This window comes from Tenacibaculum sp. AHE14PA, from assembly GCF_019278465.1.
Classification (GTDB): Bacteria; Bacteroidota; Bacteroidia; order Flavobacteriales; family Flavobacteriaceae; genus Polaribacter; species Polaribacter bernardetii.
In genome coordinates, this window is record NZ_CP058983.1 from 536349 (window position 1) to 562684 (window position 26336).

General features: G+C 36.3%; 3 protein-coding genes. All 3 read right to left on the bottom strand.

The genetic code is table 11. The annotated features are described in order from the left end of the window. Window positions 1–2: 2 nt before the first annotated feature. Genes H0I30_RS02495 through H0I30_RS02505 form a run of 3 tightly spaced genes read right to left on the bottom strand, consistent with a single transcriptional unit; the run spans window position 3 to window position 26239 of the window. Window positions 3–22133, bottom strand: a complete 22131-nt coding sequence (locus H0I30_RS02495; protein ID WP_218772738.1) for a T9SS type B sorting domain-containing protein — start codon at window positions 22131–22133, stop codon at window positions 3–5. Window positions 22134–22174: 41 nt separating this feature from the next. Beyond that, window positions 22175–24004 (bottom strand): PorP/SprF family type IX secretion system membrane protein, encoded by a 1830-nt coding sequence (locus H0I30_RS02500; protein ID WP_218772739.1) that lies wholly within the window; start codon window positions 24002–24004, stop codon window positions 22175–22177. A gap of 9 nt (window positions 24005–24013) precedes the next feature. Next, window positions 24014–26239 carry a gliding motility-associated C-terminal domain-containing protein gene (locus H0I30_RS02505; protein WP_218772740.1) on the bottom strand — a complete coding sequence of 742 codons (2226 nt, stop codon included), beginning with the start codon at window positions 26237–26239 and terminating at the stop codon, window positions 24014–24016. Window positions 26240–26336 lie beyond the last annotated feature (97 nt).

Here is a 26336-nt window from a genome sequence, read left to right on the forward strand (position 1 = left end):
TTTTATCTATATAATGTAAAGTGTCCCATTAACTTTTTCTCTTCTCCTGATAATTCATTAAAGTAAATAGTATACCAGTAATCTCCTGCTGGTAATGGTTTACCTTCATAAGTACCGTCCCATCCTTGCACAACACCTTGATAATTAACAATCTTACGAGCATATCTATCAAAAATATATACTTTTATATTATGATACGGTTCTACTTCTAATGGATACCAGAAGTCGTTTGTTCCATCACCATCTGGCGTAAATAAATTTAACACCGTAATAGTTACATAAACGCCTCTTATCGTAATTGTTACTTGACAACCTCTTGCATCGGTTACAGTTATGGTGTAATCTTTAGTTTGTAGAATTGTAAATTCGTTTTCCTCTCCGTAATCTACTCCATCAACTGTAAAGTTATAAGGAGGTAAACCAAAGTCTACATTTGCTATTAACTTATTTTTTTGTGAATCGTCAATAAACATCGTTAATGCTTGAATATCTTCAATGTCTATCGAATCACTTGAGCTTTGAGCACAATTTGATATTGTGTTTGTTGCTGTAACCGTATAACCGTTACCTGCAGCTACATCAACAAATTCACCTGTTGTATTTGTTGCAACAGCGCTACCTGCACCATCATATAACGTATAAGACATGTTATTCTTATATTGATCGGCAACAATTGCAACAATAATATTTCCTACCGGACAGGTATACTCCCAATCTACTGTTAAATCAAGGTCTATAGCTTCATCTGTTGTAATGGCTGGTAAAGCTACTGAAGGACATCCGCCACCACTATCTCTTACACTAATTACATATACAGTATCATCTTCAATACCTTCTGCCGCACCTAAACTAATTGTACCTGTATTATATGGCGTTGCAATTTCAACATTATTAATACTAATAAAGTATGGTTGTGTTCCTCCTTGTACATCAACAGTAATTATTGGTGAAGGATCATTTAAACACGTTTGTTGCGTTACGCTGTTTAAACCTATTTGTAATGCATCAGGTTCAGTTATAACAACTTCAATTGGTGGTACAATTGTACATCCTATAACATCTTTTATGGTTACATAATAGGTTGCTGCTGGTAAATTTTCGAACACACCGTTTGTTACAAACTTATCTGCTGGATATAGCGGATTTGCTGGTACCGAAATAATGTTATATTCATAACCTCCATTACCCTCAAAACCTTGTGCTGTAATAATACCTGTACTACCACCAAAACATGATACATTTTGTGTTGCTACTGCTGTACCAGTTAATGCTATTGGTTCTGCTATGGTATACTCACCCGTTACAGTGCTACAAACTTCACCTGCTGCATTGGTACTTCTTACATTAATTTTATACGTACCAACTCCTAAACCTGTAAATGAATTATCACTTTGCCACGTTCTTATTTCAACATCATTTTCATCTACTAATTGATATTCATAGTTTCCAAATCCGTCTTGAGCATTCGCTATTAATACGCCATTTGCGTCACCATTACACGTAATAAATGCCGATGAAACATCTAAGGTTGCTGTTACATCTGTATAAGGATTAACTCTTACCGTTATGGCATCAGAAATACATGCTTCGTTATCTCTTACATATATTTGGTGTTCTCCTGCAGGAAGATCAAACCTATGGTTTGGTGTCGCATTAGCAGCTATAAAATTAATACCATCTGTACTAAATTCATAAGGTCCTGTTCCGCCAGTTCCTGAAACTTCTACAACTGCTTCTGCTCTGTTACAAGTAATAACCTCTATAATATCTGCTGATGCTACTACTTCTGTAGGGTCTACAATATCAATAGGTCCAACTCTACCGTCACAAGAATAACCATCTGCTACTAATACATAATACCCAATACCTGCTGGTAAATTAGTGAACGTATTTGATGATTGACTCGCCGTTCTTGTTCCATCAGGGTATTCTAAGATATACGTGTATGACAATAAAGGGGTTCCTGCTTGTAATTGACCTCCAACTGCATCAACCGAAATGGTTGCCGTACTTTCATCAATACAAACATTTGGTGTTACTGTAAATGTACCCGTTATTGGTATACCATCCTCTAAAGTAAAAGTGATTGCTTCTATACAATTATTAGCATCTCTTACTGTTGCAGTATAATCACCTGCTGTTAAGCCTGTAATTACAGCATTATTACTGAAAGATTGAATTGGAGAAACCTCACCTGTTTTTTCTAGTTGATATTCGTAAACTCCCCAACCACCTACAGCTGTTAAACTAACTTCTCCAGAATCTGTTGGCGTACATTTTATGTACGTTAATTCTTCTGACAATGTTAAATCAACCGTTGGTTGTACGATTTCGAAAGGATTAGATTCTGGTGAACAGAAAGGGGTATCAATCATCGAAATTGTTACATAGTAATTACCTGCAGCTAAACCTGTAATGGTAGTTGCTGTAGTTCCTACTCCTGCTCCTGTAATACCTGTAGTTACTCCACCCACATTAAACACTTCATACGTATAATCTCCACTGTATGGTGATGTTGGATTAAAACTTACATCTACACTTGCTGTACCATTAAAACATGCACGTTGAATATTATCAATAATTAAATCGAATACTGGAGCATCATTTACGGTATAAAATTCTGTAAACACACAATTTGTATCTGTATTTTCTACTTCTATTCTGTAAACTCCTGTTGGTAATAATGTAACAAAATCACCATCAACCGCTCTTGTTTCTAATAACGTGTTTGATGTATTATCATATAATCTGTACTCAACATTTGCGATAGGCAATGTACTTGTATAGGTTGCTAAAATATCTTCACCTTCATTACAGTCAATCGCTCTGTCTGCAGTAATCGTTACTGTTGTTATTCTTGCGAAAGGAGCAATAGTTCTTGTTGCTGAGTCAGCACAGTTGTTGCTATCGAAAACTGTTACGGTTACCTCACCGCCTGCTTCGTTTGTTATTGTAAAGTTAAACACACCACTGTCTTGCGTTATATCATCTGATGTATCTGCTGGGGTATTGTTATCATATACAAATATTGCTCTAACAAAATCACCCGTACCACCTGCTCCTGTTGTATCAACAGATATGGTTGCATTGTTTGTAGTATTTGTTCCTACAGCACAATCAAAATCTGTTACGGTAACTGCTCCTGAAATATCAATAATTGGATTTTCATTTACAGTTTCAGTTACATCAAAAGTACAACCATTAGCACCTGTTGCGGTTATAATGTAAGTATCTGCTGGTAAACCTTCAAATGTATTTGTTGTTGCATCAAAAGTACCAACGTTAGGTAAAATTGTATAAGTTAATGGCGAAATACCATTATCTATAGCTGTTACTCGTATCGCTCCGTTTGATGCACCGTTACAAATATTATCTGTAATTACTGATGCTGTAAAACTTGGTAATGTAGCAGCTTCAATCTCAATTGTTCTTGTTACATCACAACTTGGATTTGCTCCAGTATCGGTTATTGTTACCGTATACGTTCCTACTACTGTTGGATTAAAAGTTAATGGACTTGTAAAAGCAGTTCCTGATCCAACTGTAGCACTTGGTCCTGTAATTTCATACGTATATGTTCCTGAACCTGATGCTACTTCTATTACAACTTCTGCTGCCGTTGGTGCATTACATGTTAAGTTCTTGGTTTCATCTAAAGTGAAAATTAAATCTTCACTTATTATTACATCTATTGGGGCTTGTTGTGCACATCCGTTTGAATCGGTTACACTTACCGTATAAGTATCTGCAGTTAAATTATTAAACGTATGCGTAGTTGTTGCAATTACACCTGTGTTTGCAATTTCTGTTCCGCCACTGTTGGTTAATACATAGGTATAACTTCCCGTTCCGCCTGCTGCTGTTACTAAAATACTTCCATCTACATTCGTATCACAAGCATTATCTGTATCAACTGCTGTAAAACTTACTGCAATTGGATCGGCAACTTCTACATTTACTGATGTTCCTTCACAATCGTTTACATCTCGTACTCGTATCGTATAATTTCCTGCTGCTAAACCTGTAAACACATTGTTTGTTCCGTTGGTTGCAAAATCATAACCTACTATTGCTACATTTGGTGTTAATGTTTCTTCTAACTGATATGTGTATCCGCCAAAACCATCTGCTCCGGTTGCTGTAATTGTTGCATCGGCAATTCCTGTACAACTTACTCCTGGATTTACAACTCCTGTTACTGAAATTACTGCCGTAGGCTGATTGATTGTAAACTGATTCGTTGGCTCTGTACAGAAAGGTGTATCAGTCATTGTAATTTCTACATAATATGTACCAGCTAATAAACCTGTAATAGTTTCGGTTGTTACTCCGCTTATTCCTGTTCCTGTAATTGGAATTGCTAAAGAATTTCCTGAAGTATCTAAAACTTCATAGTCATAAACTCCTCCATAAGTTGTACTTGCATCAAAACTGATATCAATACTTCCGCCGTTATCTCCGAAACAGGTTGCTTGCGGATTGTTTGCGATTACCGTAAAGTCTGGTGCTGTACCTACTGTATATGTTTTTGTAAACACACAACCTGTTACTGGGTGTGTTGCTGTTATCGTATACGAACCTGTTGGTAAATCTGTAAAAGTTGCTGGGTCTGTTCCTGCCGCTACTGCTTGAACTGCTGGTAATGTATAACCTGCAGGTCCTGCTGTAATCTGGTAATCAACACCTGCAATATCAGTACTTGTTTTTACTTCAATATTTTCTCCGTCTTGACAATCAATATCTTTTACTGAATCGATATCAATATCTGTAATAGGATCAAAAGCATTTATTACGGTTGATGTTGATACTGCTTCACAATTAGCACTATCTACAATACGTACATAATAACTACCGCCCGCAACATCGCTTATTGAAAATTCATACGTTGTACCTGTTATAGTTAAGCTGTTTACTAAAACATCATCTGTTGTATTTGATAAGTTATCTACTGAATTATTTCCACTAACATCATGATACAGTTCTACTGTTGAATATACAGTTGTTCCGCCTGAAACTCCTGATCCATCTAATGCATTAATGCTTAACGTAGCGTTGTTTACATCATTTGCTGTAGTACAACCAAACTGAACTGGCGTTGGTGCGTTTACTGTTAATAATGGGTTATCTTCTACTAAAATACCTGGTTCATCAGTTGAACAACCATTATCTCCTGTAACAGTTACCGTATAGGTTCCGGCTGGTACATTGATAAATGAGTTGCTTGCCGCATCCCAGCTAGCTAATCCCGCACCTAAAGCTGGTAAATCTGTTTTAACAATACTGTATGTTAATGGCGTTAACCCTGCAGTTACAGCAACTGCTATACTTCCGTTGGCTCCACCATTACATGTTGCATCTGTTACAGCTGTAGTGAATGCTGGTACTAATCCTTCTGCAATATCTATCGTTCTTGTTACCGAACAATTTGGGTTTGCTCCAGTATCAGTTATTGTTACCGTATACGTTCCTACTACTGTTGGATTAAAAGTTAATGGACTTGTAAAAGCAGTTCCTGATCCAACTGTAGCACTTGGTCCTGTAATTTCATACGTATATGTTCCTGAACCTGATGCTACTTCTATTACAACTTCTGCTGCCATTGGTGCATTACATGTTAAGTTCTTGGTTTCATCTAAAGTGAAAATTAAATCTTCACTTATTATTACATCTATTGGGGCTTGTTGTGCACATCCGTTTGAATCGGTTACACTTACCGTATAAGTATCTGCAGTTAAATTATTAAACGTATGCGTAGTTGTTGCAATTACACCTGTGTTTGCAATTTCTGTTCCGCCACTGTTGGTTAATACATAGGTATAACTTCCCGTTCCGCCTGCTGCTGTTACTAAAATACTTCCATCTACATTCGTATCACAAGCATTATCTGTATCAACTGCTGTAAAACTTACTGCAATTGGATCGGCAACTTCTACATTTACTGATGTTCCTTCACAATCGTTTACATCTCGTACTCGTATCGTATAATTTCCTGCTGCTAAACCTGTAAACACATTGTTTGTTCCGTTGGTTGCAAAATCATAACCTACTATTGCTACATTTGGTGTTAATGTTTCTTCTAACTGATATGTGTATCCGCCAAAACCATCTGCTCCGGTTGCTGTAATTGTTGCATCGGCAATTCCTGTACAACTTACTCCTGGATTTACAACTCCTGTTACTGAAATTACTGCCGTAGGCTGATTGATTGTAAACTGATTCGTTGGCTCTGTACAGAAAGGTGTATCAGTCATTGTAATTTCTACATAATATGTACCAGCTAATAAACCTGTAATAGTTTCGGTTGTTACTCCGCTTATTCCTGTTCCTGTAATTGGAATTGCTAAAGAATTTCCTGAAGTATCTAAAACTTCATAGTCATAAACTCCTCCATAAGTTGTACTTGCATCAAAACTGATATCAATACTTCCGCCGTTATCTCCGAAACAGGTTGCTTGCGGATTGTTTGCGATTACCGTAAAGTCTGGTGCTGTACCTACTGTATATGTTTTTGTAAACACACAACCTGTTACTGGGTGTGTTGCTGTTATCGTATACGAACCTGTTGGTAAATCTGTAAAAGTTGCTGGGTCTGTTCCTGCCGCTACTGCTTGAACTGCTGGTAATGTATAACCTGCAGGTCCTGCTGTAATCTGGTAATCAACACCTGCAATATCAGTACTTGTTTTTACTTCAATATTTTCTCCGTCTTGACAATCAATATCTTTTACTGAATCGATATCAATATCTGTAATAGGATCAAAAGCATTTATTACGGTTGATGTTGATACTGCTTCACAATTAGCACTATCTACAATACGTACATAATAACTACCGCCCGCAACATCGCTTATTGAAAATTCATACGTTGTACCTGTTATAGTTAAGCTGTTTACTAAAACATCATCTGTTGTATTTGATAAGTTATCTACTGAATTATTTCCACTAACATCATGATACAGTTCTACTGTTGAATATACAGTTGTTCCGCCTGAAACTCCTGATCCATCTAATGCATTAATGCTTAACGTAGCGTTGTTTACATCATTTGCTGTAGTACAACCAAACTGAACTGGCGTTGGTGCGTTTACTGTTAATAATGGGTTATCTTCTACTAAAATACCTGGTTCATCAGTTGAACAACCATTATCTCCTGTAACAGTTACCGTATAGGTTCCGGCTGGTACATTGATAAATGAGTTGCTTGCCGCATCCCAGCTAGCTAATCCCGCACCTAAAGCTGGTAAATCTGTTTTAACAATACTGTATGTTAATGGCGTTAACCCTGCAGTTACAGCAACTGCTATACTTCCGTTGGCTCCACCATTACATGTTGCATCTGTTACAGCTGTAGTGAATGCTGGTACTAATCCTTCTGCAATATCTATCGTTCTTGTTACCGAACAATTTGGGTTTGCTCCAGTATCAGTTATTGTTACCGTATACGTTCCTACTACTGTTGGATTAAAAGTTAATGGACTTGTAAAAGCAGTTCCTGATCCAACTGTAGCACTTGGTCCTGTAATTTCATACGTATATGTTCCTGAACCTGATGCTACTTCTATTACAACTTCTGCTGCCATTGGTGCATTACATGTTAAGTTCTTGGTTTCATCTAAAGTGAAAATTAAATCTTCACTTATTATTACATCTATTGGGGCTTGTTGTGCACATCCGTTTGAATCGGTTACACTTACCGTATAAGTATCTGCAGTTAAATTATTAAACGTATGCGTAGTTGTTGCAATTACACCTGTGTTTGCAATTTCTGTTCCGCCACTGTTGGTTAATACATAGGTATAACTTCCCGTTCCGCCTGCTGCTGTTACTAAAATACTTCCATCTACATTCGTATCACAAGCATTATCTGTATCAACTGCTGTAAAACTTACTGCAATTGGATCGGCAACTTCTACATTTACTGATGTTCCTTCACAATCGTTTACATCTCGTACTCGTATCGTATAATTTCCTGCTGCTAAACCTGTAAACACATTGTTTGTTCCGTTGGTTGCAAAATCATAACCTACTATTGCTACATTTGGTGTTAATGTTTCTTCTAACTGATATGTGTATCCGCCAAAACCATCTGCTCCGGTTGCTGTAATTGTTGCATCGGCAATTCCTGTACAACTTACTCCTGGATTTACAACTCCTGTTACTGAAATTACTGCCGTAGGCTGATTGATTGTAAACTGATTCGTTGGCTCTGTACAGAAAGGTGTATCAGTCATTGTAATTTCTACATAATATGTACCAGCTAATAAACCTGTAATAGTTTCGGTTGTTACTCCGCTTATTCCTGTTCCTGTAATTGGAATTGCTAAAGAATTTCCTGAAGTATCTAAAACTTCATAGTCATAAACTCCTCCATAAGTTGTACTTGCATCAAAACTGATATCAATACTTCCGCCGTTATCTCCGAAACAGGTTGCTTGCGGATTGTTTGCGATTACCGTAAAGTCTGGTGCTGTACCTACTGTATATGTTTTTGTAAACACACAACCTGTTACTGGGTGTGTTGCTGTTATCGTATACGAACCTGTTGGTAAATCTGTAAAAGTTGCTGGGTCTGTTCCTGCCGCTACTGCTTGAACTGCTGGTAATGTATAACCTGCAGGTCCTGCTGTAATCTGGTAATCAACACCTGCAATATCAGTACTTGTTTTTACTTCAATATTTTCTCCGTCTTGACAATCAATATCTTTTACTGAATCGATATCAATATCTGTAATAGGATCAAAAGCATTTATTACGGTTGATGTTGATACTGCTTCACAATTAGCACTATCTACAATACGTACATAATAACTACCGCCCGCAACATCGCTTATTGAAAATTCATACGTTGTACCTGTTATAGTTAAGCTGTTTACTAAAACATCATCTGTTGTATTTGATAAGTTATCTACTGAATTATTTCCACTAACATCATGATACAGTTCTACTGTTGAATATACAGTTGTTCCGCCTGAAACTCCTGATCCATCTAATGCATTAATGCTTAACGTAGCGTTGTTTACATCATTTGCTGTAGTACAACCAAACTGAACTGGCGTTGGTGCGTTTACTGTTAATAATGGGTTATCTTCTACTAAAATACCTGGTTCATCAGTTGAACAACCATTATCTCCTGTAACAGTTACCGTATAGGTTCCGGCTGGTACATTGATAAATGAGTTGCTTGCCGCATCCCAGCTAGCTAATCCCGCACCTAAAGCTGGTAAATCTGTTTTAACAATACTGTATGTTAATGGCGTTAACCCTGCAGTTACAGCAACTGCTATACTTCCGTTGGCTCCACCATTACATGTTGCATCTGTTACAGCTGTAGTGAATGCTGGTACTACGGCTGGTGCAACTGTAAATACTTTTGTATTGGTACAACCTTCTACAGTATCTGTAATTGTTATGGTGTATTCATCTGCAATTGCAGTGCTAAATACAAATGGTGTAGCTGGTAAAGCTGTACCTGCTGGAACAACATTTCCACTTACAGCACCATTTATTTCATAGGTATAAGATCCACTACCTGTTATATTATCTATTTCGTAGGTTGCTGCTTCATTAGCTGGTGTAACTGTATCACACGTTAAGTTTTTAGTTAAGTTAACTTCGTATTCTAAATCTGGTTGAATATCTGCATTTGTATCAACCGTACATCCGTTAGCATCTCTTACTGTAATTACATGGTTTCCTGGTGTTAAGTTTTGTGCAATAAATTCTGCATAACCTGAACCACCATCTAAAGCAATTGCGCTGCTAAATGTTCCGCCATCTACAGAGAATTGATAAGGCCCTGTACCACTATTTACTCTTACTGTAATTGTTTTGTTAGCGTCACAGCTATTAGGCTCGGTATATATAATTACTGGTGGTTGACTTACTGTTAAATCTACCGGACCAACTGTTGTTGCACAACTATTACCATTACTATCTGTAATTGTTACAGTAATATTTGTAACATCTAAAGTTGTATCTGTTACATCTGCGTACCCAAACTCAATAGTGTTTCCTACTACAGTTGCATTTGCGATGGTAAAATTATTGGCTGTTGCAACTGTATATGTATAAGGAGCTGTTCCTCCTGTAACATTATCAAGCCTTACAACTCCGTTTGTACTACAAGTTATATTACTTACTACTGATAAATCTGCAGATATTTGTGTTCCTGGGTTTATGGTTGCATCTTGACTTCCAAAATCACAAGTTCCAGTATTATTCGTTAATATAATATAATATACACCTTCTGAAAGGCCTGTTACAGTAATGTCAGCAAAGCCTGTTTGAGGTTGATTAGTGTATGCTGCAGAAACTGTTGAGCCCACATTCGTTATAGGGTCTCTTTCATATAAAGTCCATGTAAAATTATTAGATAAATCTAAACTTGTGTTATCTATTGTAAACGTTATTTCTCCAGCGTCTAGACCAAAACAAGATTGACTATTTACCACACTAGTAATTGGTACTGTTGGGTTGTAATCTACATAAAGATCTTCATTATTTCTCTCAATACAATCATCAGCAGGATCTGCTGTACCTTTTGTATCTCTTACAAAAAACTCATAACTTAAACCTGGTGTTAAGCCCGTAAATGTATAAGTTCTATCAGCCTCTCCCATAGTACCATTATTAAGTGCATCCGGTCCTACCCAACCTGATGGTGAATTTATAGCAAACTCAAAAACACTTGTAGAACCTCCACCTAATGCTTCAACTGTTACAGAAAAACCAACTGCACAATTTCCTGGGTTAGCAACAGGGTCAACTATTAAACCACTTACATTAAATGCTACCTCAAACCTACCGTTAGCTACAAAACAAAGTTGATTGCCTGAACCATCAATAGTTCTTAAAGTTGGAAAAATAACATCTCCTGAGTTTAAGTTTCTTACTTCACCTCCTGTTGAAGTAAAATCAATCCATGTAGCTCCGTTATCTATACTATATTGTAAGGTATTTGGCAAATAATCAGTAGGATCTATATTAATAAAATCAAACCCAGTATTAGCAGGATCGACAACACAAGTTGCTGGTAATACGTCTTGAATATCCATTACAATAGCTGGCGGATCTACCAATTCAATTGCTGGTGTTATAGTATCTGTACATCCTAAGGCATCTGTAATTTCAACCGTATATGTTTCGGCTGGTAAATTATTAAAACTAAAATTGCTTCCTGAAAAGTTAGAAATAGTTTCTACTAAAACAGCTGCGCTATTTGTAATGGTAATTGTATATGGCGCTTGTCCTGTATTGGCTGTTATAACACCATCTATACTACCTAAATCTCCGTTACATGTTGGTTGGTTTGGAGTAGCTGTAATTGCTACTGGTGTTATAGCATTTACAATAACATCTTGTATTATATATTCACAACCGGCATCGTCTTGCACATACACATCGTATGTACCTGCAGCTCCTGCCGCAATTACAATAGGGTTTGTTGCTGAAAATGCTCCTGCAGCATTACCATCTGGCACTGCTGAGAACACATACGTACCAGAACCACCTGTTGGGTTTAAAAGTATTTGTCCGTCTACACAACTTATATCTGTTGGTATTGCAGAGGCAACTAAAGCATCATTTATAGTAACGTTAGCAGTTTCTGTACAACCAGCAATATCTCTAATAGTTACCGTGTAGGCAATACTAGATAAACCTGTAATACTAAATGTTGTAGCATTGGCTGGTGCAAATGGCGTAAAGTTAGTACCGTCTAAACTGTATTCGTAAGTTCCGTTACCATTAGTAACATCTAAATCTATAATTCCGTTAGCCCCATCGTAACATTGTGGAGTTGCCGTAAATACAATTGTTTGCCTTGGTAATACTGTGACCATAACAGATGTTGAACGACAGCTTTCTGCGTCGATTGCAACTACCCAGTAATCTCCTGCGGTATCAATATCTGTAAATGGTGCGCCTGTTTGAGTTAAAACTCCTGGTGCGCCTGCATTATCATCAAACAATTCGTAGGTATAAGGGCCTCCATTTCCACCTGACGTTGTTGGTGTTATGGTAATTGTTGCTCCGTCTAATGTAGGATCAGCATCACACGTAATTTGTTTGGTTACTGTTGCTGCTACATTTATTACTGATGGATCTGATAAAGTTACCGGTGCTAATGTAATATTACAATCTGTAGTTGCTCCTGTTGGTCTTACTACAATATTGTATGTGACATCTTCTAAATTTGGAATTGTAAATGGATTTGTTGCTGCTGGATTCCAAGTTGTTCCTCCATTTAATGAATATTCAAAATCTGCTGGTAACGTTGTTGGTGCAGGGAAATAAGCCGTAACTTCTATGGTTCCGTTAGTATCACCAATACAAACAGGATTCGTTTGAGCTGTTACTGATGCCCTAAACTCTTGATTGTCTAAAACATCTATATTAGTCGCATCTATTTCACAATCGCTTCCGTAATCTACAGTTACTGTATAATTACCAACTGGTACATTTGTAAAAATGTTTGCATTTGCTCCATTTTGTACAACTGGGGTTCCTGTATTTAGTGTGTATGTATATGAAGCATCAAAAGGACTTATTGTTATTACTCCTGTACCGTCGCAATTATAAGTTACCGCACTTGTTAAGGTTGGTGCTGTTGGTAATGGCGCAATGATAATATTTGGCGTTACTGTAAAACTACAGCTATTTGCATCTGTTATTGTTACCGTATATGTTCCGTCCGTTAAGTCTTCAAATATATGATCAAAAGTTACCGTGTCTGTTGTAAATGTTGTAGCAGTAGTTCCATCACTTAATGTATAGGTATATGGTGCTGTTCCTCCTGTTACATTTTCTACTGTAATTTCTCCTAATTGAGCACACGTATAATCTTGCGATTGCGCTGCTGTCCCTGACAATGCATTTGGTGCAGCAATTGTAATTTCTGCTGTATCTGAACATCCATTGGCATCGGTAGTTAAAATATCATACGTTCCATCAGCTAAAGCACTAAAAGAAATGCTAACATCTGATGATGGACCTGATGTTTGTACTGTACCTGGTGCTCCTTGTAATGTTATAGTGGTTGTGTAATCTGCTGTTCCATCAGTTATAGCAATACTAACCGAACCTGTGTCTCCACTACAATCTGGTTGTGTTTCGGTAGCTACTATCGTAGGATCTGCTATTCTTGTAATGGTTACATCTTCTGTGTACTCACAAAATCCTACTGCTCCGTTTTGATCTCTTACACTTACTGTATAAGTACCTGCGGCAACATCAATTGGACTTGTAGTACTTGTTATTACTGCACCTGCTGTTGGAGCAATTGGTGTTACTACATATTGGTAATTACCATCTCCTCCTGTTGGTGTAATTGATATTTGACCTAAAGCGTTACAATGCTCGTTGGTAGTTGCAATAGTAGCATCTATTTGCGGATTAATTACTGTGCCTGCTACTGTTGCAGTACATTCAAAACCATCTGTTACAGTTACGTCATACGTACCGTCAGTTAAATCTGTAAATATGTTTGATGTTTGTGTGGTCGTTCCGCCATCTAAACTATATAAATAATTTCCGTTACCCGTAAGGATATTAACTGTTAACGTACCATTATTACTAGTCGAATTATAACAAACTTCTGGTGTAACAGTAAATGTTACAAGTATTGCATCTGGTACATTTACTTGAAATGGTGTTGAACGACAGCTTTCTGCGTCGATTGCTACTACCCAGTAATCTCCTGCGGTATCAATATCTGTAAATGGTGCGCCTGTTTGAGTTAAAACTCCTGGTGCGCCTGCATTATCATCAAACAATTCGTAGGTATAAGGGCCTCCATTTCCACCTGATGTTGTTGGTGTTATGGTAATTGTTGCTCCGTCTAATGTAGGATCAGCATCACACGTAATTTGTTTGGTTACTGTTGCTGCTACATTTATTACTGATGGATCTGATAAAGTTACCGGTGCCAATGTAATATTACACGCTGCTGGTGAACTATTATCTGGTCGTACCGATATATTATGGGTTCCTTCTGCTAAATTTGGAATTGTAAATGGATTTGTTGCTGCTGGATTCCAATTTGTTCCTCCATCTAATGAATACTCAAAATCTGCTGGTAACGTTGTTGGTGCAGGGAAATAAGCCGTAACTTCTATGGTTCCGTTAGTATCTCCAATACAAACAGGATTCGTTTGAGCTGTTACTGATGCCCTAAATTCTTGATTATCTAAAACATCTATATTAGTCGCATCTATTTCACAATCGCTTCCGTAATCTACAGTTACTGTATAATTACCAACTGGTACATTTGTAAAAATGTTTGCATTTGCTCCATTTTGTACAACTGGGGTTCCTGTATTTAGTGTGTATGTATATGAAGCATCAAAAGGACTTATTGTTATTACTCCTGTACCGTCGCAATTATAAGTTACCGCACTTGTTAAGGTTGGTGCTGTTGGTAATGGTGCTATTATTATATCTGGCGTTACCGTAAAACTACACGTATTTACATCTGTTATTGTTACGGTATAAGTTCCGTCCGTTAAATCTGTAAATGTATAAGTGTCATTTGTAGTTGTAAATGCTGTAGAAGTAGTTCCATCACTTAATGTATACGTATATGGTGCTGTTCCTCCTGTTACATTTTCTACAGTGATTTCTCCTAATTGAGTACACGTATAAATTTGTGATTCTATTGAATCTCCTGATAATGGATTTGGTGCAGCAATTGTAATTTGTGCTGTATCTGAACATCCATTGGCATCGGTAGTTACAATATCATAGGTTCCGTCAGCTAAACCATTAAAAGAAACGCTAACATCTGATGATGGACCTGATGTTTGTACTGTACCTGGTGCTCCTTGTAATGTTATGGTGGTTGTATAATCTGCTGTTCCGTTACTAATAGCAATACTTACCGAGCCTGTATCCCCACTACAATCTGGTTGTGTTTCAGTAGCTACTATCGTAGGATCTGCTATTCTGGTAATGGTTATTTCTTGCGTAAATTCACAACTTGGTGTTCCTGTTCCGTTTTGATCACGTACATAAAGATCCCAAGTACCTGCTGTAATTGTGGTTGGTGCTGTTGTATTAAAATCTCCTGAACCTGGTGTTGTTCCGCTTGTTACTAACGCATATACATAATTTCCATCTCCTCCACTTGGAGTAATATTTATTGTTCCGTCATTACACGTTTCATTCGTAGTTACTACTGTAGCTGTTAATTGAGGATTAATTACGGTTCCTGTTACTGTTGCCGCACAATTAAAACCATCTGTTACAGTTACATCGTACGTACCGTCTGTTAAATCAGTAAATATGTTTGATGTTTGCGTAGTTGTTCCTCCATCTAAACTATATAAATAGTTACCGTTTCCTGTTAGAATAGTAACTGTTAGCGTACCGTTATTGCTAGTCGCATTATAACAAACTTCTGGCGCTACAGTAAATGTTACAAGTATTGCATCTGGAACATTTACTAAAACAGGTGTTGATGTACAACCCTCTGCATCTATGGCTATTACCCAGTAATCTCCTGCGGTATCAATATCTGTAAAAGGTGCGCTTGTTTGAACTGAAGTTCCTGGTACTCCTGCGTTATCATCAAACAATTCGTAGGTATAAGGGCCTCCGTTTCCACCTGATGTCACTCCATCTATACTTATTGTTGCTCCATCTAATGTAGGATCAGCATCACACGTAATTAGTTTCGTTACTGTTGCTGCTACATTTATTACTGATGGATCTGATAAAGTTACCGGTGCCAATGTAATATTACAATCTGTAGTTGCTCCTGATGGTCTTACTAGAATATTGTATGTGTCATCTTCTAAGTTTGGAATTATAAACGGATTTGTTGCTGCTGGATTCCAATTTGTTCCTCCATCTAATGAATACTCAAAGCTTGTTGGTGCTACTGATGGAAATGCTGCTGTTATTTCAATACTTCCGTTAGTATCATCAATACAAACAGGATTCGATTGGTCGGTTACTTGTGCTGTAAATTCTTGATCTGCTAATACATCAATATTTGTAGCGTCTATTGTACAATCGCTTCCGTAAGCTACACTTACTGTGTAATTACCCGCTGGCACATTTGTAAAAATATTTGCATTTGCTCCATTTTGTACAACTGGTGTTCCTGTATTTAATGTGTATGTATAAGAAGCATCAAAAGGACTTATTGTTATTGTTCCTGTTCCGTCACAATTATAAGTTACCGCGCTTGTTAAGGTTGGTGCTGTTGGTAATGGTGATATTGTTATTGGAGCTAAAGCTAAAGAACAACTATTTGCATCTGTTATTGTTATCGTATATGTTCCGTCCGTTAAATCTTCAAATGTATAATCAAAAGTTACCGTGTCTGTTGTAAATGCTGTAGAAGTGGTTCCGTCACTTAATGTATAGGTATATGGTGCTGTTCCTCCTGTTACATTTTCTACCGTGATTTCTCCTAATTGAGCACACGTATAATCTTGCGATTGCGCTGCTGTCCCTGATAATGGATTTGGTGCAGCAATTGTTATTTCTGCTGTATCTGAACATCCATTAGCATCCGTGGTTACAATATCATAGGTTCCGTCAGCTAAAGCATTAAAAGAAATGCTAACATCTGATGATGGACCTGATGTTTGTACTGTACCTGGTGCTCCTTGTAATGTTATGGTGGTTGTATAATCTGCTGTTCCGTTACTAATAGCAATACTTACCGAGCCTGTATCCCCACTACAATCTGGTTGTGTTTCAGTAGCTACTATCGTAGGATCTGCTATTCTGGTAATGGTTATATCTTCTGTGTATTCACAAAATCCTACTGCTCCGTTTTGATCTCTTACACTTACAGTATAAGAACCCGCGGCAACATCAATTGGACTTGTTGTACTTGTTATTACTGAACCTACTGTTGGAGCAATTGGTGTTACTACATATTGGTAATTACCATCTCCTCCTGTTGGTGTAATTGCTATTTGACCTAAAGCGTTACACGTTTGGTTTGTTGTTGCAACGGTAGCATCTATTGGTGCGTTTATTGTTGCAGCTATTGGTGGTATTGTACATCCTAATCCGTCTTGAACGGTTACATTATAAGTACCTTCTGTTAAATTAGAAAATACATATTGATTTGGTGTGGTTACATCTGGAGTTTCCCACGTTGCACCATTATCTATACTAAATAAATAATCATCGTTTCCTCCTGTTACATTTACGGTTAAAGTACCATTATTACCATTGTAACAAGTTTCTGGAGTTACGGTAAATTCTACTGCGTCTGGTTCTTGTATTGACACATTTACTGGTACACAATTGTTTCTTAGAATAGTAATTTTAACGTCATCTATAAAATTACCTACACTTAAACTACCTGTTGCTGTAGAAAAAGCATCAAAAGCAATAACTGTGGTTGATTGTCCTACAGGTACAGTATATGTTCCACTGTAATCTCCCCAAGCTGAATTACCGTCTGTCATTGTTTCCACAATACCTGCTGTTGCTAAATCATCTCCTATTTTAACAGTAGCAACATCTACCCCCGATCTTCCTCTATGAGAAACAGACCAATTTATTTCATCGCCTGGTTGCGTACAATATTCTTGAAACAACGAACCTGGATTTCGTGAGTTTAATTCGGCAAAAGCAACCCCCTCTTTAGCAGGCACTCCTTGAAAATTATTATACCATATTTCTATTGTATTTGAAGGATCTGTAGTATCCCAACCAGGTACATCATCTTCATCTCGTTGGTTAAAACCTCTTGTTGCTCTTGTTGGTTGCTCGAAACTACCATTTTCGAATAAATTTGAAGTACAACCACATTCGTTACAGTTTCTACTATCACGAATCATTACTATGTAGTCTGTTACTCTTCCTGGTACGTCATTAAATATATTAGATGATTGCCATGTAGCACCATCATCTATACTAAATTCATAAGGTGGTACCCCACCCGAAGCTGTTGCTATAATGGTTCCTGTTGGTGGGCCTGAACATGTTGGTTGCTGATCTACGGCTGCTGTTAATGTTAACTCATCTGGCTGTGTGATTGTTACATCTCCTAAATCTATTACACAAGTTGTTCCGCCATCTACTTCTCTAATAAAAACATCATAAGTATCTGCAGCTAAACCTACAACTCTGTAAGGGTTGTCTGCTGTAAAAGACCAAGTAGTTCCGCCATCTACAGAATATTCAAAACTTGTGCCTATAACATTACTTGCTCCTATAGTAATACTACCATTATCAGAACCAAAACATTCACTATCTGAAGTTGCTCTTATGTCTCCAGAAAAAGCATTTCCTCCTGCAACAGTTACCGGAATATCTGTTCTACAATTTCCGAAATAATTTACTCTTACTGAATGTGCTCCCACTGCTACCTCAGTAAAAACGTTTGCATTTGCACCTGTTTGTACTACTGTACCGTCTAAGGTATAGGTGTATGAAGCATCAAATGGAGTTATTGTTATACTTCCTTCTCCTTCACAATTATATACTACAGTTTGATTAAATGTTGGTGCACCCGGAATTGGGTCTATAACCACATCGGCTAAATCTCTTGGACACCCGTTAGCATCTTCTACTCTAATATTATAAGTTCCTGCTGCTAAATTAATTACTGGATTACTTGTTGCTGGGTCATAAGTTGCATCTGTATCTAATTTATAATAAAAAGTATACACTCCTGTACCCCCTGTTGGATCTGTAAAACTTATAGTACCTTGTATCGTATTACCGTTAGCATCACAACTGTGATCGGTATGTGTTGTGCTACCACCTGTTAATGCAGCTGGTTCTTGAATTTCAATATTTTCGATATCATATATACATTGATATCCTGTTTTTGATGCTCTAACTCTTACTGTATAAGATGGGTTTGCTGCAAGGTTAGAAAACACACCTGTTGCGGTCCAATTAGCACCTGCATCTATGCTGTATTCAAATGTGTACCCTAAATCTGCACCATTAATACTTACCGCTATTTGTCCGTCCGTTAAACCATTACACGAAATATCGGTTGTATTGGTTGTAAATTGAACTTCAGGTTCTACAACAACTGTAGCAGTTGCTGTTGTAGCACAATTATTACTATCTGTTACTTGAAAAGTATACGTCCCTTCATTTCCGTTTGCTACATTATACGTTGATCCTGCAATAGCTACAGGCGTTGTTACTGAAGCAGGAGCTGAAATAAGTGAAATATTATAAGTTAAACCTGGTAATAAGGTTCCTCCGCCTGGGGTTAACGTAATAATACCATCGGAAGATCCATCCACACATGAAATATTTTTTGTGGTGGTTGCTGTTAAAGTAACTGGTGGTGGTTTATTTATGATACGTGTTTCTTGCGCTGTACAACCATCTACTGTAGTTATAGTGGTTACAAAAGTACCTCCGTCATTAAAGTCAAAAGTTTGGCTATTGTTTGCTATGAAACCACCTGAATTAGCTGCGAGAACTCCATCTCTTGTAATTTCATAAGAATACCCTCCTGGTACTCCACTAATACTTGCTGTTATTTGTATAACGTCATCTGAACAATTAAGAGTTCCTTGGGTTACATTTAATTGTATAGGTGGTGATTGTATGTTAATATTTTCTTGTGTATAGGTACATGAACCTGCTGGTGCACCTATTAAACGAATTGATAAATCATAATCTCCAGCATCAGTTATTGAAAAAGTAGCATTTGTTGAAAATGGTTCATTAAAACCTCCTGGGCCTGTTAAACTATATTCGTAACCATCAGGAACATTTGTAATAGCTATACTACCTGGTGTATTACAAACAATATCTTGTGTAGTTATTGTTGGATTTAACGTAGCCTTATATACATTAAAGTAATAAGTTTGCGGACATCGACCATCGTATAGTACTTCTAAGCGATATTCACCTTCAGTATCAAAATTCTTATCTAATTCTGCACCAATATTTGTCCATGCACAATCTGTATCTATATTAGCACATCCTTCTACTGCTTCAACAGTACAAGTAGCTACATCATCTAATTTAAACCAATTAACTGTAGTTGAACCTGTAAATGGTAAGTTTATATCTACAGAGCTATTAATTCCACATAAATAAATTTCTGCTAATTCAAACCCATTACATTCAGGTAAAACTTGTGATGCAAAAGGTGCTAAAGGATTTGGTTCATCATTAAAACTAACAACCTCTATTATTTCAGGTTTTGTTAAACAACCTAATGACGTTGTTTTAATTACTCTATAAAAACCTGCTGTTGATATAATTTGTGTTTGATTTGAACCTGGAGTCATAGAAACACCACGGACATTAATATCTTCTTGATCTGTTGTACTTAGACTACTAACATCTTCCCATAAATAAGTATCGAAACCACTACCTGCAATTAAGTTTAAATTAGCTGCACACAATATTTCTGTTCTTCTAAAGTCACAACCACTTATATCTACTAAAAAATTAGAAGTACCTACAACTCCAAAATTACAACTATCAAGACCAGCAAAGCTTTCTTCTCCATTAACACGAGGTGCTCCACCTATATCACTCCCATAATTTGCAAATGCTTGATTTTCTATAATATTAGTACATACATCTCTTAGTTGATTACAATCACTTACTACCTGAACTTTTATTTTTATGTCGTAAAACTCTCCACCTTCCTCTACAAGATTATCTGGAATTTCGAATATTAAACGCCCCCTAAATCCATTACCTGCTGATGGTAGCTCATAATTATTTAAAATATCTGTTCGTGTACTTTCTAATTCCGCGGGTAAGATTAAATCTGCTGGTAAAAAATCAACATTTTTTGGTAACACATCTATAATCTCTGTATTTGTTGCACCATCTGTTCCTACATTTTGAAAACGTATATTATAAAAAAGTTCAGAGCCTAAACCAACCGATGCCCCTGAAATATCATTACCTGCAGCATCCTCAATTGTTTTAATTAATTGAACTTTTGGTTCTATAATTTCAACTGTCATTGCATTTAAGAATGGAAAATAGGCATCCTGAGCTGTTGTAAACCTAAGATCAATTGAGCTCTGTCCATTACCGATAACCGAATTTGAAGGATTACTTAGGTTAAATAAATCAACATCAAAGCCTAAAGTATTTGTACTTCTTGGTGCTCTATTATTAACAAAATTATTAAATTTGGTTATAGAACTATTAAAAAAGTTATTAGTTTGGTTATTGTTACCTGTAGTTATGTCTACATAGTTGTTTGATTGATTTAATATTTGAAAACTATCCCCAACAAAAGGCTTATCACCTTCTAAGGCTGCCGTTAGTAACTGAACCCTAACAGGACCTGAAGGAATTGTAGTAAATCCAGAAAATGTTACATCTGTACTTACAACTCCATCAATAGTAGAAAAACCATCAAATAACGAAATATTTTTACTCGATTGCCCTTCATTTTCATAAATAATAACTAAAACCCAACCTGCTGAAGAACCTAGTCGTTGACCAACTGAATCTTGCCCTAGAGTAGCTTTAATATTCGCTCCAAAATAATCTCCATTATAATTAGTTCCTAATGATTGCACTATTGAAGTCACATCACTATAACATACGTAAGGCAATTGAGTAGCTTCTCCATCATCATAAAGTACAGTTCCTGTTATATCTTGATACGGTTGACCAGGAGCTTTAAATTTCATGGTATTAAAATCACCATCTCTAGTGTTTATAGCAGCAGACTCATCACTCCATTCATCATATGGATAAATAGAAGCCCAGTATAAACCTGCATATACAACTCTTGAACAACTAGGTAGGTTAAGTGTAGACATACTTGATGAAAAAGTAGTATTATTCCCAGGAATACCTAAATCATCATCAATATCAATATAGCCTAACTCGAAATCAGTGTTACTATTTCCTCCAAAATTAAAATCATCGTTAGGTCCAATAAAATTAAACCTTGAATCATCTATACTTAATATATTATTACCAACAAAGGTTATATTACCTCTAACATTAATCCCACCAACACCTAATCTGTTGGTAAAAGGAGTATCTGCTTTTTTATTAGCTTTAGATATCTCCTGAATTCTAGATGCTTTTTTTACTTCTAACTTAAATTCATTTGATACTCTTGAGTCATCGAATAAGTTAAGTTTCTCTTGGGAAAAAGTAATATTGGCAAAAAATAAAATTAGTACTATAAGTATTTTTTTCATCATCTTTTCTCGGGGATTAATTGCTTTGGGGGCTTACAAATTAATTATTTTATACGTACTATCGTTTTACGATCGTAAAACGAACCGTTTAAATTATTATTATACAACTTAATAGCTTCTTCTCTTGTTTCTGTTTTTGCTATATATGTATGCATATATCCAGTCGTAGGATTTATAAAGTATCCTGCTTCTATGTTATCGTTTCTTAACTCATCAACATTTCTATCTGCCAATGCTTTATTTCCATTTACATATACCTGTAAATAATATCCTGGTGCAACTCCTTGCATGTTAGACATGGTTCTTACTCTTGCTTTAGGTTGTGTTTTAGGTTCTTTGTAACTCTCGCCACTTGTACCTATGGTTAATTTAACCACATAAACTACATCCTTACCGCTTTTCTTTATTACTATTGATGATTTATCATTTTTATCATCACTCTCGAACATTCGCGTTTTATCTGTCAGCTCTTCTACTTTTTCAACGGCATCTTCTTCTTTTGCAAACCTATCTATATATACATAATAATATTTTTCGTTTGGTTCGAAAATATATTTTGCTTCAACATCTGATCTTTTCCATTTATCAATTAAAGGAAAAACATTTTCTTTATTCTTATACCTATCAGAAACAATATAATACATAGTACCTCCACCGCCACTACCTGCAGTTGTAATAGTACTTTGTCTCCATGGTTTATCTGATCTTCTTCTAAGTGACGTATCTTTTTCTTCTACCTTATTTTCTACAGGTGTTGGTACTATTACTTTTTGTGGAGCTGGTTGATTCTTTAACAAGCGTAAAACCTCATCAACTTTTTTATTTAAAATATCTATAGAGTCTTGCGCTGTTTGAATTTCATCTGATAAATCGTTATGCTCTTCATTTTTATACTCTTTTTTAGGCGCTCTTTCTGGTAATGTTACATTTACATTACCCGATCTTCTTGTTGGTCTTTCTCTTGTATATGATTTTTTACCAAAATTATAAATCAACCCTATTTCGTTGGTTGCCGCAAAAGTACTTTTCTCATAACTAAAACCAACGGCTAGTTTATCTGAAATATTCACACCTATTCCTGCAGAGATTCCATAGGTTTTATCGTAACCTGCTTTTACCCAACCTGCTTTTGGTAAATCTAAGATTACATTACCTCCAACACTAAATTCATTTTCTCCTGGCTTTCTTGCCATTACTAATGTTCTTAAATCTGCTCCTTCTAAAATTCCTGAAGCATAGGTAAACTCATATGAATACATTGCGTGTGCAGAAAATGTTTTTTCTCCAAAAGAAGTAGCCGTTTCGCTAGTCTTTAAATTAAAATCTACTAAATTCTCAAAAAACACTCCAACATCAAACTTACCAAACGATAAGGTAACTGCTGGTTGTAACATTACTAACGGTACATCCTGAAAGTTTGCTACTTGCGGATCTGGTACTGTTGAATTTACCTTTACTGCATCGGCACTTCTTCGGCTATATAAAAAATTGAATCCGAAAGTTAAATCCAAGTTTTCATTTAACTTTAATCGTTGTGCGTAGTTTATTAAGGCTCCAAAATCTTTAAACACGCCTACTTCTTGTTGATAAATAGCAACACCTGCGCCTACATTTTCTCGCATTTTGCCAGAATAGGTCCCAACATATAATCTTGGGTTGTCTTCAAAATCTACATTACTATTACGTACAATAGCAGTCATCTCTGTTTTACTTTCTCGTAAGGCCGAAAAAGTAGGAACCGTTAAAAAGCGGTTAAACTTCATAAAATTCCTTGAAGTAAAACTATTGTATTGCTGTGCATCATCAGACAATTGTGCTTCTACTGAAAACACACTTACTAATAACGCGATACATAATGTAATTTTTTTTATCATCTTAAATCTTTAATCTAATACAGATATTGTTCCTGCTTTAATTAATACATCTTCTTTTATAATTTTATAATAGAAGATTTTTTGATTTCCTAAACTTTCTAATGGCCAATCATTTTTATAATCGGTTGTATTTAAAATTTCTTTTCCACTCGAATCATACAATTGTATTACTACAGATGGTTGAAATGCGTATTTGTTTGATAATTGCCAAGTATCGTTTATTCCGTCTTCATTAGGTGTAACAATATTTGGTACGATAACCTGATCGTCTTGCTCTACAACTTCAACAGTAAGTATTACAATACAAGCACCTACTGAAGCTTCAACGGTATAAAAACCTAATGTAGTTACATCTAAAGTTTCGTTTGTTGATAAAACAGTTCCGGCAGTATCATCACCCAAATGCCAAACATAAGATTCAGCCCCCGATGCTGTTACAGTTACTGTTTGCCCTTGTATAAGTACTACTTTTTCTGATGGTGTTACCATTACTACCGATTCATCAAACAATACAACATTGATTGGTGCGTATGTTTTTTCACACCCAAAACCGGTTATTTTTAATGTATACTCACCAATTTCTGTAACAGCAAAATCTGTAACGTCTGTTGCTATTGCAATGGTATCATCATCTTTAAACCACTCATAAGTATAGCCTGCTACTAAAACATCAATTGTATATACGATATCACCACCAGGGCATAATGAATTAGAAGATGATGTTGAGGTAATTTCTGGATCTTCAACAATAAGTTTTATAGGCAACTCATTAGAGTCTGTAGTTAATGTTCCTACACCTACTTGCAAGGTATAAACTCCATTATCTTGATAAGAACCAACATTATAGCTAGTCTCTGTAGCACCTGGAACAGCTACTCCATCTTTTTTCCATTGATAATTTAACATATCAATCTGATCAGCAGACAAATCATACTGTTCGTCATCCTGACCTATAGCTGTAACACCTACAATGCTTAAATCGGTTGTAACCGTATTACACTCTTCATAAGCTGTTTCGGTCCTAATAGTTACATCGAACGATTTTACAGCGATTAACTCATATTTTTCCGAATCGACGATAAGATTACACGAAGTAGCTGAAGTTTTGGTTACACGTGCAAAATACGTACCTGCCTCTGTAGCATTCATACACAATTGCGTTCTCGAAGCTAAAGGAGCATCATCTTTATACCATTGAATAGTAGCTGAAGTAGCATCATGTGTTATACAAAGCTCTCTTGTTTCTCCCGGAAGAAGAATAGTTTTTAAAGCACCTACTGTATTTACATTAAAATCGGGCGTTGTTTCTTGTGCCAATACAACATCATTAGATTTCACTTCACAATCACCTAATTTCACTATTAAATGATAGGTTCCAAACTGGCCAGCTGTAGGAGTTGTATAGGTATTTAAATTAGATGCTTGCTTTAAAACATCGTCCTGATACCATTCGTAGGTATAATTAGTATCGTTTGAACTTGCTGTAAATGTATGTGCTTCGTCTCCACAAATCTCAACGTTAGCAGTACCTGTTATTTGAGCATCTGAATTGCTTATTCCAATTGCATTAATAAATCTTGATTTTGGTCCACCACAACTTCCGTAGTCAATCACCACAAAATAAGTTCCTGCTTGTGTTATTGTAAAAGTAGGGTCTTGTGTTGTTGCTACCAATGTATCAACAGAGCCAACTCTTCTAAACCACTGATATTCTCCAACAATTGCTGTTGTTAGTGATACTTCTTTACTTTCGCCATTACACAATGCGAAATCTTCGTCATTATTAATTCCTAATTCAGAATCGACTACCATATCATGGTAAGCTTCAAAAGAAATTGACTCAGAGGTCATTTCTGGAGAAGTTGTACGAATTCTTATTTTATAATTTTTACCAAAAGTGCCATCTGGCAATTGTATTGTTGTGCTAATATTAAATGCCTGATTAAAATTATTAGCTGCTGTACTCTCTAATCTCCTTAATTCCTTCACTAAAGAAGCGTCTGCAAAGCTTCCGTCGACATCAGAAAGCTCTATAAAAAAAACATTCTCATCATCAAAAACACTACCACTAAAAGAAAAATCGACAGGGAAATCTGTTGCTCCAGAAGTATCACATGCAGAGCCACCACCTGCAATAACAGGGGCATTTAATGTTTGTGCTAACATTGTATTGCATTGAATACAAATAAGTAATATACCTAAAAGTATTTGTATGCTTCTAGTTATTTTGTTCATTTATAGAGGTACTTAAGGGGCGATAAAAATACACTTTTTTTAAAAAAAAGCAGCATTAACACGATAATATTATAAGTGAATATATAAAAACTATATT

What these genes read in the sequence shown, in the direction of transcription:
- H0I30_RS02495 (WP_218772738.1), bottom strand. Translation starts at nt 22,133, where the DNA reads ATGATGAAAAAAATACTTATAGTACTAATTTTATTTTTTGCCAATATT.
- H0I30_RS02500 (WP_218772739.1), bottom strand. Translation starts at nt 24,004, where the DNA reads ATGATAAAAAAAATTACATTATGTATCGCGTTATTAGTAAGTGTGTTT.
- H0I30_RS02505 (WP_218772740.1), bottom strand. Translation starts at nt 26,239, where the DNA reads ATGAACAAAATAACTAGAAGCATACAAATACTTTTAGGTATATTACTT.